Source organism: Runella sp. R5_40, from assembly GCF_057652295.1.
In genome coordinates, this window is the sequence record NZ_JBYFCH010000001.1 from 302,496 (window position 1) to 320,104 (window position 17,609).

Below are 17,609 nucleotides of genomic sequence, written 5' to 3' on the forward strand. Positions count from 1 at the left end.
CCCAATCTGATTTTAAACTACATTTGCACAAACCATTCATGTCTGATGTTTTACGTTACCACTACCCAACTTCCTTTTGAACAACTTACCTCTGATTTTGAGGGAGAATTGTATTTTGATACCACCACGTCGCACCAAGCCATCCGTAAATTGTACTCCACCGATGCTTCGGTCTATCAAGAAATGCCCTTGGCGGTGGCTTTGCCGCGCAGTAGTAAGGACATTCAACAATTGATTGCGTTTGCTACCCGCCACCAACTGACGCTGATTCCAAGGGCCGCGGGTACATCGCTCGCGGGGCAAGTAGTAGGCAATGGCATTGTCGTCGATATTTCTAAATATTTTGATAAAATTCTGGAAGTCAACCCACAAGAACGTTGGGTTCGGGTTCAGCCTGGCGTTATTCGCGACGACCTCAACGCCTTTTTGAAACCTTACGGCTTGATGTTTGGCCCCGAAACGTCCACGGCGAGCCGCGCGATGGTGGGCGGGATGATTGGGAACAATTCCTGCGGGCTCCACTCCATCAGTTGGGGCACCACCCGCGACCATTTGTTGGAAGTAAAAGCCCTGCTTTCCGACGGTATCGAAGTTCACTTTGGCCCCGAAGTTTCAAAGACTAATTCACCAAAAAATACCGAGGGTGACTTGAAGCAAAAAATCGACAACGAGATTTTTGCCCTGCTTTCAACGCCTTCGTACCAAGAAGAAATTCATAAAAACTTCCCCAAAAAAACCGTCACTCGGCGCAACACAGGCTACGCCCTCGACGCCCTGCTGGATACCGCGCCTTTTGGGGGAACGGAAGCCTTTAATCTGTGCCGACTCATTGCAGGCTCGGAAGGAACGCTCTGTTTTGTGACCGAAGCAAAACTAAATTTATTGCCGCTGCCGCCTGCTGAGTTGGGTTTGTTGTGCATTCATTGCACGTCGCTGCACGAGTCGTTGCTGGCCAACGGCCTCGCCATGCGTCATCAGCCATTGGCGTCGGAGCTGGTCGATAAATACATCATGGATTTTACCAAAGGCCACAACGAATACCGCCACAACCGCTTTTTTATCGAAGGCGACCCCGCGGCCATGCTCATGGTGGAATTTGGCGCTGCGACCCGCCCCGAAGTAGAAGCTATGGCAAGCCGCTTGGTAGCTGAGCTAAAAGCCACCAATTTGGGCTATGCTTACCCGCTTTTGTTTGGCGACGAATCAAAAAAAGCGTGGGATGTTCGTAAAGCAGGTTTGGGTCTTATCCGAAACCTCCCTGGCGACATCCAGCCCGTGAACCTCATTGAAGACTGTGCGGTGGCAGTAGAAGACCTCCCCGATTACATTCAAGACCTTGGTGAAGTGCTTCAAAAACACGGGGTTCATGCCTCATACTATGCGCACGCGGGAGCGGGTGAGTTGCACGTAGAGCCAATGGTGAACTTAAAAACTTCCGAAGGAAAAGCTACGTTTCGGGCGATTTTGGCCGATACGGCCGTATTGCTCAAAAAATACAACGGCTCGCTCTCGGGCGAGCACGGCGACGGACGTCTGCGCGGCGAGTTTATTCCTTTTATGATGGGCGAGCAGGTGTATGAGCTGTTTAGAAAAGTGAAAGCCATTTTTGACCCGAACGGCGTATTTAACCGTGGCAAAATTGTGGATACGCCGCCCATGAACGAATTTCTGCGCTACCAACCCGACCAAGTTGCGCCCAAAACCGAAACCGTTTTTGATTTTAGCCACCAAGAAAGCATCCTTCGGTTGGCCGAAAAATGCAGCGGTTCGGGCGACTGCCGCAAAACCCAAATCACGGGGGGAACGATGTGCCCCAGCTACATGGCCAGTCGCCGCGAACGCGATACCACCCGCGCCCGCGCCAATATGCTTCGTCACTTTTATACCGAGGCGGCGCCTACGCCTACCAGCGCCGAAGAAACCAAAGAAATTCTTGATTTGTGCTTGTCGTGCAAAGGCTGTAAGTCAGAATGCCCGTCGAGCGTGGACATTGCCAAAATGAAGGCCGAGTTTTTACAAAGCTATTATGACAAAAATGGCGTTCCGTTCCGCGCGCGTTTGATTGCCAACTTTACGCAACAGATGAAGCTCGCGAGCCTCGTTCCTTGGGCGTACAATGCCGTTTTTGGTACCGAAAGTTTACGCAAAATCGCCAACCGCATCGTCGGTTTTCACCCCGACCGCACCATGCCGATGCTGAGTAGCACGACGTTGAAGCAGTGGGCAGTGGGCAAGGGGCAAGAGGCAAGAGGCAAGGAGCAAGAAGCAAAAGGCAAAGGGCAGGTTTATCTTTTTTGTGATGAGTTTACGAATTTTAATGACGTAGAAATTGGACAAAAGGCCATTCAGCTTTTGGAGAAATTAGGCTACGAAGTGCTCATTCCTACTCACCTCGAAAGCGGGCGCACGTACCTTTCGAAGGGACTGGTTAAAGAAGCCAAAAAAATTGCCATTCAAAACGTAACGTTGCTGAAAGACTTGATTTCGAGCGAGACGCCGTTAGTGGGCATCGAGCCTTCGGCTTTGTTGACCTTCCGCGACGAATACCTCGATTTGGTACCTGCCTCGCTCCGCGAAGAGGCGCAAAAATTGGCCCAAAATGCCTTGTTGTTTGATGAGTTTATCGCTCGCGAAATCGACGCCAAAAACATCCGTAGTAATCAATTTACGGAAGACCGTCAGCTCATAAAACTACACGGACACTGTCACCAAAAAGCCCTTGGTTCGCTGACTCCTACGAAGAAAATGTTGTCATTGCCGCAAAACTATCAGGTACAGCTGATTCCGTCGGGGTGCTGCGGAATGGCGGGGTCATTTGGATATGAAACAGAACATTACGAACTTTCGATGCAAGTAGGCGAATTGGTGCTTTTCCCTACGGTTCGACAACAGCCCGACGATGTACTTATCGCCGCACCAGGCACCAGTTGCCGTCACCAAATCAAAGACGGTACGGGCAAAAAAGCCCTTCATCCGATTGAGATTTTGTGGAATGCCTTGCGTTAAAATTGACCCTTAATCACTATTTATTTACACCAAATGAAGATGCGATTTTTGTGTACGTTGTTATTGGGAGCGATGCAGTGCTTTGCGCAACCCAATGTTCACATTCGTGGGCATTTTGAGGGGTTCCCGTCCTCAAAATACCAAATTTCAATAAAACTCTCGAACTCCTTCTATTCGTCGAGTTCGATTGCGAAAGGGTACACTGATAATCATGGCAACTTTGAAACCGATATTCGTTTAGAAACACCCCAAAAAGTTTCTATCGACTGCCTCGGCTATCGGGTTGATTTTATTTTATCTCCCAACGACACCCTCGTTTTCTGTAACCCAAGCCGTATGCAGTCGCCACAAGTACAGGGACGTACGGCCGCACTGCATCAGTTTTTGTACGAAAGTATGCTGTTCGGGAAAGATTCTTTGGCCGACAAACCGCTGGTGAGGCACATGTCTTTGGATAATTACAGTACAATTATTAATGACCTCGCTGATCAGTATTGGGAACGCTTTCAACGAACGTGTGATACTAGCCATTCGTTTATGAACACCTACGTAATGGCATCCATCGAAGGACAAAAGTTTATTCGTAAACAAGCCCACCTTCGGTCGCAGGGAGAATTGTATATCAACGAAAAGCCGCCTTTTAAACTACTTTCAGACGATGCCCGAATCTCTGACTCATATATCTCGTCTGTTCAGCAGCATTTTTTGGGAACGAGTTTAGATATGGGTATGGTACGAGGAACATTTGTCATTCCAGACAGCACTCAATGGGAAAAGGCTTACAATACGCTTTCGGAAGGGCTACAACACCTCCCGCACACGCGCGAGTTGACCCTAGCTCAACTCACGCATCGGTCGCTTTTTACCCGCGGGGGTATCGGCCCCAACGGAAGAATAAAAAATTTCCAAGGGCTTTTCGAGCGCTTTCAACGTGATTTCCCTAATTCCACTTATTTGGAGGCCATCAACGAAGCCATTATTTCAACTGATATACGCTTCAAACCCATTGAAAAGCCTAAAAATTAGCTGGAGTGTCGAGGGTAGAGTGCAGAATGTCGAGTAAGTGGATTTCATTCGACATTCTGCACTCTGCATTCGACATTATTTATTATCTACCTTCGTTTTATTCATTTTTCAACACTTCAGCGGGGTTACTTCTTGCCGCTTTGAGCGTTTGCGAGCCAATCATCAGAAAGGCAATCAACAATACTACCAATAAACCCGCCAACAACTCAACCACCTGCACAGGTGTATGATAAGGAAAATTGGTGAGTACAAAGCGTTCAAAGAAAAGATACGTCACGGGCAAAGCAATGCCCGCCGAAAGCAGCAACTGAAACAGAAATCCACGGCTAAGCACATAAATAAGATGGCTCGACGTAGCCCCCATTACTTTGCGAATACTTACCTCTTTCAACCGTGTTTCGGTAGTGTAAGCCACCATTCCAAACAATCCCATAGAGGCGATTGAAATAGCCAAAAACGCAAGAAAACCAATAATTTTGAGCAGTGTAGAAAATTCGCTGTAAGCCTCTTCGATTTCTTCGTCATAAAATTTTGCGTTTAAAGGGTGTACTCGGTCTAGCCCCTTCCACGCTGCCTCTATTTTGACCCTTGTTGCCAGCAAATCGGTGCTTTTTATTTTTACATTCACCACGGCTCTATCCTCGGGCGTCCAGTGCATAAAAGCAACGGGTTCAATCAGATTATCGACTTTGCCATAGTGAAAGTCTTTCATCACCCCCACAATTTCTACTTGGCGAGTCCCCTGAAAATTGCTGAATGTCACCACTTGGCCTATTGCTTTTTCGGGGTTGTTTTGGCTAATGTTAAATCGTTTTAAGAATTGCTGGTTTACAATCATTTCGGTGGCAGCCATTGAGGTAGTGGGATGCGTCTTAAAACTTCCCCCCACAATAAGTTGGTACTCATGCAAGGTTAGGTAGTTTTCGTCCACGTTATTGGTCATTACCAAGGCCGAGTCGAGGGAGTTTTTATATTTAACAAAACCTCCCCAGGCATTCCCTACGCTTGTCACGATGACCGACCGCGACAAGGCCGTCACTTCGGGCATTTCGCTCAGTTGTTTGACAAAGGCATCGGGTCTATTACCCTGCATGTCAATGTTAAGAATGTTTTCGGTGCTGAACCCCAAATCAAAGGAAAGGATGTTTTTGTACTGCACATACCCAACAGCCGTCGTTGTAATAAATATCAATGTGAGGGTGTACTGAACCACCACCAGGGCTCGTCTTAGGGTAAGGTGTTTGAAGACCTTCACGTTCGACACGTTTCGCAGTGCACTCATCGCACTGACTTTTGAAAAGAACAACGCAGGCATGAAACCTGCCATAACACCGACCGTCACCGAAAAAACGACAAAAGCTAGTATCATCCACGGCGTGAGTTCAAGTTGTACCGTTTGCTGCATTTCGGGAGCTAGACTAATCAGTATCGGCCGCAAAATGAGAAACAGCACAAAAGACAACACCAGTGCAGCCAGTGAAATCATAATGGCTTCTACCAAAAACTGTTGCCGTACTTCACTTTTTCCTGCCCCAATCGCTTTGCGAAGCCCTACCTCTTTGAAGCGGCGCATGGCACGCGCAATCGAAAGGTTGGTATAGTTGAAACAGGCTGATAAAATCACCACCAACGCAAGCCCCACAAGTATCCACAAAACCATTGGGGGCATGTGAGGCCCCACCGCACCAGGCCCGCCCTCGGTTCCACGGAGCGTTTCGCCCACCACAATAGTGTATAAGGGAAGAAGTTCAAGTTTTATCTTTGTATTGTTATTGCTGAGGTTTTCTTCTCTTGCCACCGTTTCTAGTTGCGATTCAACCGTCGCAACATCGCCGTTTTCGGGCAATAAAAGATACACGTAATTAGCCCATTTGCTAAGCCATTGATCCCAATTTTTGCCTTTGTTGAGCTGTTCAGCCGTTGATAGAGACACCAATGCCTCAAAATGAATGTGCGAAAAAAACGGAACATCCTTCATGACTCCCGTCACTCGGTAATTGAGGGTATCAAACTGAACGGCTTCCCCAAGCACATCTTCTCGGCCAAAAAGCTTTCGGGCGGCGGTTTCGGTTAACACAATCGAGTAGGGTTCTTTCAGAGCAGTTGTGACACTACCTTCCCGCATCGAGAAGCTAAATACGTTGAAAAACGACGGGGTTGCCCAAACACCCTTGATTGGAAGTACATTATCTCCTACTTTGGCATCTTGCGAAAAGTCATTCCCAACAATCGCCACTTCTTCAGCTCCTGCCACTTTTTCCTGAATGAGCTTTCCCACCTTTATCGAGGTAGCAGCGTATTTACCACTTTGTTCTCCATTGACCGTCGCCATGTTGGTGAGGCGGTAGATTCTGTCACCTTTATCGTGAAACTTATCGTACGAATAGAGATCCAGCACAAAAGCGATTAAAAGCAGCCCCACCGACATACTGATGGCAAGGCCAACAATGTTGATGAAGGAGAATAATTTATTGCGCAGCAAATTGCGTCGTGATGTTTTAATGTAGCTTCCAATCATGTCCCAAGGTTTAGTTAGTTCTGTACTAATTTCTTACCGCAAGAGTACTGAACGATTGGAAGTTAAATACAAAAATGGGGTAAATCGGGCTAAAAATGGGATGAATCTCCATGACACAATGTCAAATGCAGAGTGTCGAGTAAGTGGATTTCATTCGACATTCTGCACTCTGCATTCGACACTCTAAATATCAGTTTTATTTCAACTTCAACAATTCCTCTTTTACAAAATTCATCAGCTCGGTGATGTAGCCTTTTGAGAAATCGAAGGGAATATTGGCTGCTGCGTAAATCTGGCTAATCGGTACGGTGTAGCCCAATTTTAGGGCATTCAAATACCCTTCGAGTCCCTTTTGTGGATTTTGTTTGTAATTGCGCCACACGCCTACAGCTCCTAATTGCGCCATGCCGTATTCGATGTAGTAAAACGGCACTTCGTAAATATGGAGCTGTTTTTGCCAAATGTATTTTTTCGCGTCATCGAGTCCGTTCCAGTCGGTTATGGAGTCGCTAAATTGTTCATAAACCGTCAACCACGCTGCTTGCCGCTGCTCCACGGTATGCGTAGGATTTTCGTAAAGCCAATGCTGGAATTTGTCGATGGTAGCTACCCAAGGCAGAGTTTCGATAATCGACTCCAAGTGCTGGATTTTGGCGCGGCGCAGGTCATCTTCATTATCGAAGAACACATCCCAATAGTCCATCGTCAACAACTCCATGCTCATTGAGGCCAATTCCGCCACTTCAGCAGGAGGATTTTTAAACGAATTAAGCATCAAATCGCGCGTCACAAAATTGTGTACGGCGTGGCCACCTTCGTGCAACAACGTCACCAAATCGCGCAGGTTGGAAGTAGCATTCATAAAAATGAACGGCACCCCGATTTCTTCCAACGGATAATTGTACCCACCAGGCGCTTTCCCTTTCCGCGATTCGAGGTCGAGGTGCCCCATGGCTTTCATAATTCGTAAATAATCACCGAGTTGCGGGTCAAGATTGGTAAAACAAGTAATCGTTTTTTCCAACAACTCCTCTCCTGTACTAAACGGTTTGAGCGGCGGGCGGTTTTGGGGATCGACTTTAAAGTCCCACGGACGAAGCGCTTCCAGTGCCAACGCTTCCTTACGCTCTTGGGCCATGTCGTTGAGCATCGGCACGACTGCTTCCGCCACCGACTCGTGGAAGTTAAAACAGTCCTGAGGCGTGTAATCAAAACGCCCCAACGCGGCAAACATAAAGTCGCGAAAATTAGAAAAACCTGCGTTGGTGGCTACTTCGTGACGCAAATCACGCAGGGAATTGAGTAATTGATCCAGCGTATCTTTGTCGGCCAAGCGGCGCGTTTGAATTTGTTGCCACGCTTCTTCACGCACCGCACGGTCGGTTGATTGCAATATATCCGACGCTTTTTGGAGCGTCATTTCTTCCCCGTTTATCGTCACCGTCATCGCCCCGATAATCGCGCCGTATTTGGCTTGTTCGGTTTGGATTTGAGTTTGTAGCGGAATATTTTCTTCCCTAAAAATCTCAATTGCTTTCTTCATTCCGCGCAGCGCCACCTCAAAACCTTGGTCTTTGAGTTCGCTCAAAAAAGGGCTATCCAATGCTTTCTTATCTAGCTCATTTCCGTACGTACTGAGCTGTGGCTGAAAGTTTTCCACAAAATCGTTAAACTCCTGTTGATATTGTTCGCTGCTGGTATCGCAGGTCATGCGGATGTATCGCCATGCAAAGTTTTCTGACAAATACGACTCCAGTTCGCTTTTGTCCAAAAACCACTGACGAAGTTCGTCCGTTGATTCAATGACGCGGTTTTTTAGGTTTTCGTAAAAAGGTTGAAGTTGCTCCCAAGTCGTTAACGAAAACTCCTCGCCCAAAAACGGACGGGGCGGGCGCTGCGGTATGGTAAGTGCTGACATAAAGCTAAATTTGCAATGTTTTGATTTTGTTGTCTAACAAAAGAACCTAAAAATTGGTTTTTCTGAAAACATCGGACATTTATTTCCCATGCTACTCAATTTTCTCCTTGTGCTCGGCACGTTTGTTTTTATGGAAGGCTTTGCCTGGTTCACGCACAAATACATCATGCACGGCATCATGTGGAACTGGCACGAATCGCACCACGTACACCACAAAGGCTGGTGGGAAACCAATGACCTCTTTGGAATCATTTTTGGCGTATCGGCCACGGGCCTCATCGTAGTGGGCTCAGAAGTAGAAGCACTTCGTTGGTTGATGTACGTTGGTTTTGGCATAACCCTGTACGGCATTGGGTATTTTCTTTTTCACGACGTGATTGTTCACCGTCGGGTAAAAATCAAATTTAAAACCAGCAATCGCTACCTCAACCGCATCATTCGGGCGCATTATATCCACCACAAAGTCCACGAGCGCGACGGTGCCGAGGCGTTTGGTTTTTTGTATGCCCCAAAAAAATATGAGAAGGCATCCGTGAAAGGCGAATAATAACTCTCAACTACTTCTCAGTTTTTATAGTAGTTTTCATTTGGGTGCGTCTTTTTTCCCAAAATACCAGATGAAGATTATGACAAGATTGTTTTACTGCTGCGCTTTCTTGTTGGCGCTCACGGTAAGTTCGTTTGCCCAGAAAAAGAAAAAAGCTGCATCAACGACCAAAGATGCCATCTTAGTTTTTGCCAAAACCAAGGGATTCCGTCACGCTTCCATTCCCAAAGGAAAAGCCGCGTTGATGTTGCTTGGTGAACAAAACAAATTCGCCGTAGATACGACCGAAGATGCCAGCGCATTTACGTCCGAAAACTTAAAAAAATACAAAGCAGTGGTGTTTTTGAGTACCACAGGTGACGTCCTCAACGACGCTCAGCAAACTGCTTTTGAGCAATACATTCGCGGAGGCGGCGGTTACGTAGGGATTCACGCGGCGGCCGATACCGAATACGATTGGCCTTGGTACAATCAGTTGGTAGGGGCGTATTTTTTAAGCCACCCCAAACAGCAAAGCGTGGACGTGGTGGTACACAGCCAAAATCACCCTTCTACCTCGATGCTCCCCGACCGCTGGAAGCGTTTTGACGAATTGTATAACTATAAAAAAATTGTGTTGGGGATTAAGGTCCTCGCCACGCTCGATGAAAGCACCTACAAAGGGGGCGCAAACGGGGTCAATCACCCGTTTATATGGTATCGTGAATTTGACGGAGGGCGCTCGTTTTACACAGGTGGCGGCCACACCGACGAATCGTTTGTAGAACCATTGTTTGTCCAACACCTTTTAGGCGGCATCGAATACGCCATGGGACGCAAGTCCGTAAAGAAACCAATGTAAGGGGTTACGTTGGCACCTGAGTACAATCACGAAGAAGGCAGGCCCGAAAGGAACCTGCCTTTTTTATACACCAAAAATCAGCGAAAATGATGCTAAAACTGCGTTTTTTTTGGTACTTTACACAAAATTCTATTTCGCCTTTCCTTACCCATGAAGATAAGAGGTAAAAGTGTATTTACGTACCAAATACACACCCCTACAACCGTTCAAATGCTTCTTAGTCCCCGACGCCAAGAAGGACAAATTGTCCTCAAAGAAGAATTTAGCACCGACCCTTTTGTTCCTTTTAGCAACTACAACGACTCTTACGAAAACCATTGCGTGCGCGCTGTTCTTCCCGTCGGACAGCTAACGATTACTACCGAAATAGAAGTGCTGGTCGATGAAGAAGAGGCGCCAAGTGCCCCTTTTCCTCCCTATATTTTGGTGGAAAATTTGCCTACGGAAACGTTGGTATATCTTTCGCCCAGCCGTTATTGCCAATCGGACTTACCCGAACTTCAAAATTTGGCAAGCCAAATCGTGGGCGATGCTTCGTGGGGTTACGAACAAGTAGAAGCTATCAGGCGTTGGATTTACCACCATGTTCGCTACGAATACAACACCACTTATTCGACCACCACGGCCTTAGACGTAGTTTATCAGCGAGTAGGTGTTTGTCGCGATTTTACACATTTGGGCATTGCCTTGTGCCGCACGCTGTCTATCCCCGCCCGCATGACAGTCGGCTACCTCGACAAGCTCAATTTCATGGACTTACATGCCTGGTTTGAAGCCTACGTAGGCGACAAATGGTACACTTTCGACGCAGTCCAGTCAGAAACCCACGGCTACCGCGTTGTCCTTGGCTATGGCCGCGACGCCGCCGACGTCGCCATGGTGACGCAATTTGGCAATGCAACCCTCCACTCGCTGGAAGTAGAGACGGAGCTGTTGGAGGAATGAAAAACCTTTTCCCGAACTTAAATCAAGAAATTAAACCCTATCCTTGCCCATCCGTAGGGTTTCCCTTTGCTTTCAGGAGATTTTTGATTCAAAATCATTTTATTAAATTCTGCATTCAATGTACGCGTCTGCATGTAATAAACCGATACCTTATAGAACCGAATGCCGATGAAACAATCCCACGTCAATAAATGGCGATTTACTTCATTCGCTCGTAATTTATAAACGGTTGGTGCCTCATTGTCAAACACATCATCTTCCCAGGTTTTAAACCACCCCACCCCTTCGAGCATCGAATTGTGGATGACATTTCGGTAACGCAATTCAGTAGAAATCGTACAATTATTATACCACCGCTGATACCAAGGCTGGCTACGGTTATTATCCAATTTAAGGTCGTTTGTTCCGCTTCTATCTTTAAAGTTTCGGTTAGAAACCCCCACTCCTACTCCCCAAGCATCCAGCTCAGAACCCGTATGGATTTCAACGGGCAAATACACATTCAGGCTATATGGCTTCCTTTTGTAGGTGGAGTCTAAGTATTTTTCTTTTTTGAAAACGGTACTTTCGGGCGACAACAACATCAAATCGACATTATGGTCAATATTAAAGCCCAATCGTCCGCCATTAGCTATTTGTTTTTCCCAGTTCATCACCCTAATAGAACCTACCGTAAGGTCTTGGTGAATGATGGCTTGTAGGTTTTTGCCAATATTACCTCCAATGATTCCGAGTTTAAAAAAGCTTCTTGAGCGCCAATGCCCGTGTTGATTGAGTCGGTATTTTCCGCGCGCAATGTACTGAAACGACGCGAAGGGTCTGTCAGTACGGGTTTGAATGGAATCCATGTATCGGCTCACAATCCCCATTGATTGCGGGGTAAAATAGCCCGTATTGGCATCGACAACTAACTGTTGGCGGGTGGCAGCTTCTACTTCTTCTTTCTGAAACCGAATGTAGGGTGTATAGCCCTCGCCTCCCAACATAATACTTTGATAACTCAAGATGTTGTTGGTGTTCCAAGGCCGAAAAAGCCTCATTTTGAAGTAATCGGTCGTAAACTCAAAACGAAACCCACCCGTGTAATCCCTATCTTGGTTTATCTTTGAAAAAAGTAGAAAATCGTTGTCATGGTATAAATTAACACTCTTGATAAACTGCTTGGAGAGGCTTGTGTATCGGTAGAAAACAAATTGCTGCTGTAGCAACAAGTTCATGTGCTTTCTTACTATTTCCAAATTAGCAAGCAGCCCATTGAGGTACGTTTGGGGAGGAATTTGGGTAGATAGCAAAAAATCTATTTGCGATTGAAATCGCTCATACACTTCATATACCACTTTGTAATGAGGAATTTTTTCGACTCGGTATTCGATGTCAGACGCTGGCAAATCAGTATTGTTAAGCTGTAAGGTGGCAATGAGGCTATCGGTTAACACAAGGTGGCTTATTTTCTGAATCAGTTCTGACAGTAGCTTTTTCTGTTGAGAACTTGTCAAAACATTAAAATTGGGAGCCTCCTTGGTGAGTTCCTTTTTTAAGGCACGTTTTTCTTTTTCAGACAAATAGAGAGTGTCAGCAAGTGGTGGAACGTTCCGCGTTCGTAGCTGTTTATCAGGCCCTTTCTTATTGATTACTTTCAGCAACGAATCTGAAATTTGGACAATCGTCGTATCTCTTTTTAACGTCGCTCTTTTGGTCGTTTGCCCAAAAGAATACGTGGTGAAATAAAAAAGGGCAATACAAATCAGGTACCGTTTCATGAGAAGTTGATTTTTAGTGCCAGTTGTTTTTCAGAAAATTAAGCGCGTTATCAAACAGCAGTGCCCCCACCAATTCGTCTGCCGAAGCAGGCAGCTGCACCTCTTTGAGATCCGCAATTAGGGGAAGTTCTTGCGTGAGTCGAGTTCGAAAGGAAGCCATAAAGTTCGCTTTAGGAGCTACGTCCAACGCATTAATGAGTCCATCGTAATCACTTCCCAAACATACGTTCTGCCAAGCATTGTCTCCCCCAATTTTGACGATGTGCAGCCAATTGTTGAGAAAATAATACAACCCATTGGGGTGCGCATTTCGCGGGTCAGTATTGATATCTAACATATCGTCGTCCAATCCAATTTGTTGAATGTGCCCGTTGACACAAGCAGGTGCATCTAGCCACGGCGACGCCCCTCTTCTGGTTTTGCTGAAAAGCTCAGGAGCGTGGTAATTGGTGATAGATTTGGTCTTACCCAAAATTCGTTCGTCCAACACCAAACCAATCAATCCACCCGTAGGACCCGTTTCTACAATTTTTACAATGTCATCGTCGTACAGATTGATACTCCAAGGATTAAAGCAAATTCGGTCGCGATTAAGCTCAAACGCAAACAATTGCTCATAATGTACCTTGTAGCACCTTCGGTCGGTATATTCAGTAATTCCCCTCACAATAGGCGTCAACTGTCCCTCTTTCACGTAATGAAAGCTTTGGGAAGCAAAACCCGTTACACCCATGTGTGTCGCAATCAAAGGTGTTCCAGGGAACTCGTCTTCGACCAATTGGTAATAATCTTGTCTTGCTTTCAAACTAAGATGTTTCAAATCTATGAGAATCCGTTTTTCACCATTTTCCTGTTGAAGGCATCTTCGAACAAATTCTTTTCCCTCCTCTGTGAGGCCATGCTCAATCGGATTGTACCCCCCAAAACGGTCCGTTCCCCCCTTTCCTGCACAATCCGTCGGAATGGCGTGGGCATGGTTTGTAAAGCGGTTTTGGGCATGGTGTGCTAAGTTGATATGAAATATCGTTGGGCGCTGCGCGGTAGGGGTTTTAAATTCAGTAATACGCGCTTTAATGTCCGCAATGTCTTGATTTAGAATATCAGGATTTTCATAAAAAGCATGACCTCCTTCGATAGACAACACCACATGGATGGTATTTTGAGCGAGCGGGTCATATTCAGTCATCGAATTGATAATCTTGTAATGCACATCCACATCGTTGCCGTTTTCGTCTCTGAGGGTTTGGTGTTTAGATTCAAATTTTAGCGCGTGACTCAATTCTCTTAGAAGTAACTCCCAATAACTAACCCTCTGCTTTTCAACACTTTCAAGCAAAACCCCATTCAAATCTTGCGTTAGTTTTTTAATAAGCTTGATAAACGTTGACTTGGTGTAAGCATGTTCAAGTGGGTACAATGCAACAATGATTAAATGCCCTCCCCCCTGAGCAATTTGGGAAAAACTGGCCTGAGAATCCACAATATCATTAAACCCCCATTCGTCGATATCCAAAGGAATCTTCACGTCCATCTCCAGAAAAGGGGTGGAAGCATTATCTATATCTTTTTGGTTTAAATGGGTTTTAAGAAACGTGTGGGTGTGAAAATCGAAAAAAGGTTTCATGGGCGTAGGATTTTAAAACGTTGAAAATTCGTGTAGAATAACACACTGTAAATCAACAGATTAAAACTTCATTTCCAACAACATACCGATAGAATCGCACGAAAAACTTATCAAACGGTCATCATCGCTACGCCAACGAAAGAAATTAAGACAAAATAATAAAGTATATTTTTATATATAATATTCTTTAATATTCTATTTATAGACAAAACACTCATTTTATGTACTGGCACTACCTCACCTTTGCTTGGCGCCGCATTCGGCGTGAGAAAAAAATCAACTTAATCCGCATCGCTAATTTAGGTATCGGACTGGCAAGTGGCTTGGTCATTTTTCTTGTCGTCAACTACATGTTGACCTTCGACCGTTATCACCCTGAGGTAGAACGCTCGTATTGGGTAGTGACCGACCTAAAAAAAGAAACAACGCTCCAAACCGATGCGGCTCCTCGCCCTTTGGCCGAAGTACTCCGCCGCGATTATTCGTTTGTAGAAAGTGCTGTGAAATTAGAAACCTTTTTTGGGCGTACCATCAGCATTCCTAATGGCCAAAGAGGTTGGGAAAAGAAGTTCAATGAATCGCGAAACATGTGCTTCACCGAATCTCAGTATTTTGATTTGTTTGGGGTGGAATGGCTCAGTGGTGACCCTCAAAAAGCCTTGGCAACGCCCAATGCCATCGTCATCAGCGAGCGATACGCCGAGAAATATTTTCAAACCACACTCGCCCTTGGGAAAACTGTACGACTGGACAATCGGGTCAATCTGACCGTTACGGGTATCATTAAAAATCCACCCTCAAACACCCAACTTCGTTACGACGGGCTCGTCTCCTACGCAACCCTCACAAACTTAGAACCGCCCACTGCCCTCAACGATTGGCTAGGGCTTCAAAGCATGTGTTTTGTTCGACTGCGCAAGGGCATTTCTCCCAACCAACTCACCACTGCCTTGGCAGCCGTTCAGAAGAAGCATTTGCCAGCGGCTCAACTTCGCAACTTTTCGTACCACGTTCTTCCGCTGACGGAGCTCAATCACGCTCGGAGCGGCATGGCACCTCGCCCTATTTTGTTTGCTCTAATGGCCGTTGGGCTGTTGCTTGTGGCGGCGGCTTGTATCAATTACATCAACTTGGCCACGGCCCAAGCCTTGCAACGCGCCCACGAAACGGGCGTTCGCAAAGTGGTGGGTAGCAATCGCTGGCAATTGATAAAGCAATTTATGACCGAAACCGCCCTGCTGACTTTCGCCGCTGTGCTTCTTGCCTTAATTTTGACCCAGTTGGCGCTGCCCGTGGTCAATGACACCCTCACTCAGCAAGATGAGACGCTTCATCCCAACATTTCTGTTTTGGATGTATTTACCCCCAATGCCCTCCTTTGGTTTGTTCCACTGGTATTGGGTGTAGTTTTTTTGGCGGGTTTTTACCCTTCTTGGGTGTTATCGGGTTTTAATCCTATCAAAGCCCTCGCTGGGCGATTGACCCGAGCCAAAGGCGGACTCACCATTCGGAGAACACTGATAACGGGACAATTTTTGCTCACTCAGCTCTTTTTGATTGTCGTATTGGTCATTACCAGCCAACTTCGACACATGCAAAAAGCCGATTGGGGCTTTAGAACCAACGACAAATTGGTGGTTTGGTTGCCCAAACAAGGCCCTATTCCTTACGAACGGTTACGCAAAAGTTGGTTAGATACGCCTGGGGTACAATCCGTCACATTTGCCAACGAACCACCCGTTTCTCCTTATAACCGTCCCAGTCCGTTCAGTTATCATACCTCTACAGAACCCGAATCGTTTGAAATCCTCGTCCGCACCGCCGATGAACACTACTTGTCGGCTTTTGGGCTTGCGCTCGTCAAAGGACAGAATTTTAGCAAAACGGATACCTCTCGCCACGAAGTGCTGGTAAACGAAACTTTTGTAAAACAGCTCGGCATCGCTTCCTCCAATGAAGTCATCGGCAAACCCATTCATATCAAAGGTACAGAGCACGTTATTGCGGGTGTTGTTAAAGATTTTCGCACGGGAAATTTGCACGAGCCCATCCGCCCAATCGCGCTGGTACATGACTTATCTCACAGCTCGATGGCGGTTCTCACCTTTGCACCCTCGGCAGTGTCCTCGGCTACTAAAGCAGTTGAAGCAATTTGGAACAACACTTTTCCAGAAGATATTTACAGAAGAAGTTTCTTGAATGAACTGCTCGACTCTTTCACAAAAATGGAGCAACTTCTAGCTGGGTTTGTGCAGATTTTCGCCTTTATTGCCATCGTCATGAACTGCCTCGGACTGTACGGCTTGGTGACGTTTATGGCCGAAAAACGGGCGAAAGAAATTGGCGTTCGGCGGGTGCTTGGCGCACGAACCGAACAATTACTATGGGTTTTTGGGCGAGAATTTAGTCGCTTATTGTTGGTAGGGTTTGCCGTTGCCGCCCCCCTAGGTTGGTGGCTTACATCAGGCTGGTTACAGCAATACGCCTATCGCATCCAAATGAGCGGCTGGTTTTTGGTGGCTACACTTGGGCTCATGGTTGCCATTACTGCCGCCACCATCATAGGCCACGCCATGAAAGCCGTCGTGACCAATCCCGTGAAGCACTTGCGCGCAGAGTAAAATAACACGATGTGAAAGCAATTAAGCGATGCTTAAAACAAAGCCCCACGCTCAATGATGAACGTGGGGCTTTTAATTTGATGCTTCACTAATTTTTCTTCAATTTCTCCTTAAACACCTTGCGGAATTTATCCACTTTGGGTGCTACCACGAAGGCACAGTAGCCTTGGTTTGGGTTGTTGGCAAAATAATTTTGGTGATAAGCTTCGGCCACGTAAAACTTTTCCGCTTTCGCCACTTCCGTTACGATGGGCTTACTGTAAGCACCCGAAGCATTGAGTTCTTTAATGGCTTTTTCGGCCAACTGTTTTTGCTCATCGTTGTGGTAAAAAATCACCGAGCGGTACTGCGGCCCCACGTCGTTTCCTTGACGGTCTTTGGTCGTTGGGTCATGGACGCGGAAAAATACCTCCAACAATTCCACGTAACTCACCTTTTTAGGGTCATATTTGATTTCCACACATTCGGCATGACCCGTTACTTTGCTACATACTTGTTCGTAAGTGGGATTTTCGATAAATCCACCCGAGTACCCCGACACCACCGACTCCACACCTTCCATCTCGTGATAGACGGCTTCGGTACACCAAAAACAGCCCGTACCAAAAGTTGCGGTGGCCAATCCTGTCAGCGTTTTTGCTTTGTCTTCCATTTGTTCGATTTTTTTTGCCGACTGTCCACACGACGAAAGTGCCGTCAACGTCAGCGTTCCGAGAATCAATTTTTTGAGGAATGTTTTCATAATTAATCAACAAAAAAGGGGTTGTGAAAGTGCCTTAGCGTGTTTCCCGCAAATACATACG

General features: G+C 46.3%; 11 protein-coding genes. 6 read left to right on the plus strand and 5 right to left on the minus strand.

From position 1 onward, the window contains the following. Positions 1–45 precede the first annotated feature (45 nt). Together AC23N5_RS01350 and AC23N5_RS01355 are read left to right on the plus strand one after the other, a co-directional pair. A complete protein-coding gene (locus AC23N5_RS01350) occupies positions 46–3,006 on the plus strand; it encodes an FAD-binding and (Fe-S)-binding domain-containing protein (protein ID WP_487754216.1) in 2,961 nt (986 codons plus the stop codon). Between the two features lie 39 nt (positions 3,007–3,045). After that, the gene (locus tag AC23N5_RS01355; RefSeq protein ID WP_487754217.1) at positions 3,046–4,032 is read left to right on the plus strand and encodes a hypothetical protein; all 987 of its coding nucleotides are present in this window, start codon (positions 3,046–3,048) and stop codon (positions 4,030–4,032) included. Positions 4,033–4,129: 97 nt separating this feature from the next. On the opposite strand, the gene AC23N5_RS01360 is transcribed toward AC23N5_RS01355, so the two are convergent. Together AC23N5_RS01360 and AC23N5_RS01365 are read right to left on the minus strand one after the other, a co-directional pair. After that, entirely contained in the window at positions 4,130–6,550 is a 2,421-nt protein-coding gene (locus AC23N5_RS01360) for an ABC transporter permease (RefSeq protein ID WP_487754218.1), read from the minus strand. A 196-nt stretch (positions 6,551–6,746) separates the two neighbouring features. Then, positions 6,747–8,468, minus strand: coding sequence for a M3 family oligoendopeptidase (locus tag AC23N5_RS01365; RefSeq protein ID WP_487754219.1), 1,722 nt, complete (start codon positions 8,466–8,468; stop codon positions 6,747–6,749). Positions 8,469–8,556: 88 nt separating this feature from the next. On the opposite strand from AC23N5_RS01365, the gene AC23N5_RS01370 reads away from it, so the two are divergent. The 3 genes from AC23N5_RS01370 (at position 8,557) to AC23N5_RS01380 (ending at position 10,801) form a co-directional block, all read left to right on the plus strand. After that, positions 8,557–9,015, plus strand: a complete 459-nt coding sequence (locus AC23N5_RS01370; RefSeq protein ID WP_183972187.1) for a sterol desaturase family protein — start codon at positions 8,557–8,559, stop codon at positions 9,013–9,015. 79 nt (positions 9,016–9,094) lie between these two features. Continuing rightward, entirely contained in the window at positions 9,095–9,856 is a 762-nt protein-coding gene (locus AC23N5_RS01375; protein WP_472491000.1) for a ThuA domain-containing protein, read from the plus strand. A gap of 210 nt (positions 9,857–10,066) precedes the next feature. Then, entirely contained in the window at positions 10,067–10,801 is a 735-nt protein-coding gene (locus tag AC23N5_RS01380) for a transglutaminase-like domain-containing protein (RefSeq protein WP_229601274.1), read from the plus strand. Between the two features lie 17 nt (positions 10,802–10,818). Here the strand turns inward: AC23N5_RS01380 and AC23N5_RS01385 are convergent, their stop codons facing one another. Together AC23N5_RS01385 and AC23N5_RS01390 are read right to left on the minus strand one after the other, a co-directional pair. Further along, positions 10,819–12,561, minus strand: coding sequence for a lipid A-modifier LpxR family protein (locus tag AC23N5_RS01385; protein WP_487754220.1), 1,743 nt, complete (start codon positions 12,559–12,561; stop codon positions 10,819–10,821). Between the two features lie 13 nt (positions 12,562–12,574). Then, complete coding sequence (locus tag AC23N5_RS01390) at positions 12,575–14,185, minus strand: hypothetical protein (RefSeq protein ID WP_487754221.1); 1,611 nt, start codon at positions 14,183–14,185, stop codon at positions 12,575–12,577. 221 nt (positions 14,186–14,406) lie between these two features. Between AC23N5_RS01390 and AC23N5_RS01395 the strand changes: the two genes are divergently transcribed. Then, positions 14,407–16,806: an ABC transporter permease gene (locus AC23N5_RS01395; RefSeq protein WP_487754222.1), complete on the plus strand. Its 2,400-nt coding sequence runs from the start codon at positions 14,407–14,409 to the stop codon at positions 16,804–16,806. Between the two features lie 88 nt (positions 16,807–16,894). On the opposite strand, the gene msrA is transcribed toward AC23N5_RS01395, so the two are convergent. After that, positions 16,895–17,548, minus strand: a complete 654-nt coding sequence (gene msrA, locus AC23N5_RS01400) for a peptide-methionine (S)-S-oxide reductase MsrA (protein ID WP_472490994.1) — start codon at positions 17,546–17,548, stop codon at positions 16,895–16,897. Positions 17,549–17,609: the final 61 nt, after the last annotated feature.

Coding starts and splice junctions, on each gene's coding strand:
- AC23N5_RS01350 (WP_487754216.1), top strand. CDS start 46: ATGTTTTACGTTACCACTACCCAACTTCCTTTTGAACAACTTACCTCT.
- AC23N5_RS01355 (WP_487754217.1), top strand. CDS start 3,046: ATGCGATTTTTGTGTACGTTGTTATTGGGAGCGATGCAGTGCTTTGCG.
- AC23N5_RS01360 (WP_487754218.1), bottom strand. CDS start 6,550: ATGATTGGAAGCTACATTAAAACATCACGACGCAATTTGCTGCGCAAT.
- AC23N5_RS01365 (WP_487754219.1), bottom strand. CDS start 8,468: ATGTCAGCACTTACCATACCGCAGCGCCCGCCCCGTCCGTTTTTGGGC.
- AC23N5_RS01370 (WP_183972187.1), top strand. CDS start 8,557: ATGCTACTCAATTTTCTCCTTGTGCTCGGCACGTTTGTTTTTATGGAA.
- AC23N5_RS01375 (WP_472491000.1), top strand. CDS start 9,095: ATGACAAGATTGTTTTACTGCTGCGCTTTCTTGTTGGCGCTCACGGTA.
- AC23N5_RS01380 (WP_229601274.1), top strand. CDS start 10,067: ATGCTTCTTAGTCCCCGACGCCAAGAAGGACAAATTGTCCTCAAAGAA.
- AC23N5_RS01385 (WP_487754220.1), bottom strand. CDS start 12,561: ATGAAACGGTACCTGATTTGTATTGCCCTTTTTTATTTCACCACGTAT.
- AC23N5_RS01390 (WP_487754221.1), bottom strand. CDS start 14,185: ATGAAACCTTTTTTCGATTTTCACACCCACACGTTTCTTAAAACCCAT.
- AC23N5_RS01395 (WP_487754222.1), top strand. CDS start 14,407: ATGTACTGGCACTACCTCACCTTTGCTTGGCGCCGCATTCGGCGTGAG.
- msrA (WP_472490994.1), bottom strand. CDS start 17,548: ATGAAAACATTCCTCAAAAAATTGATTCTCGGAACGCTGACGTTGACG.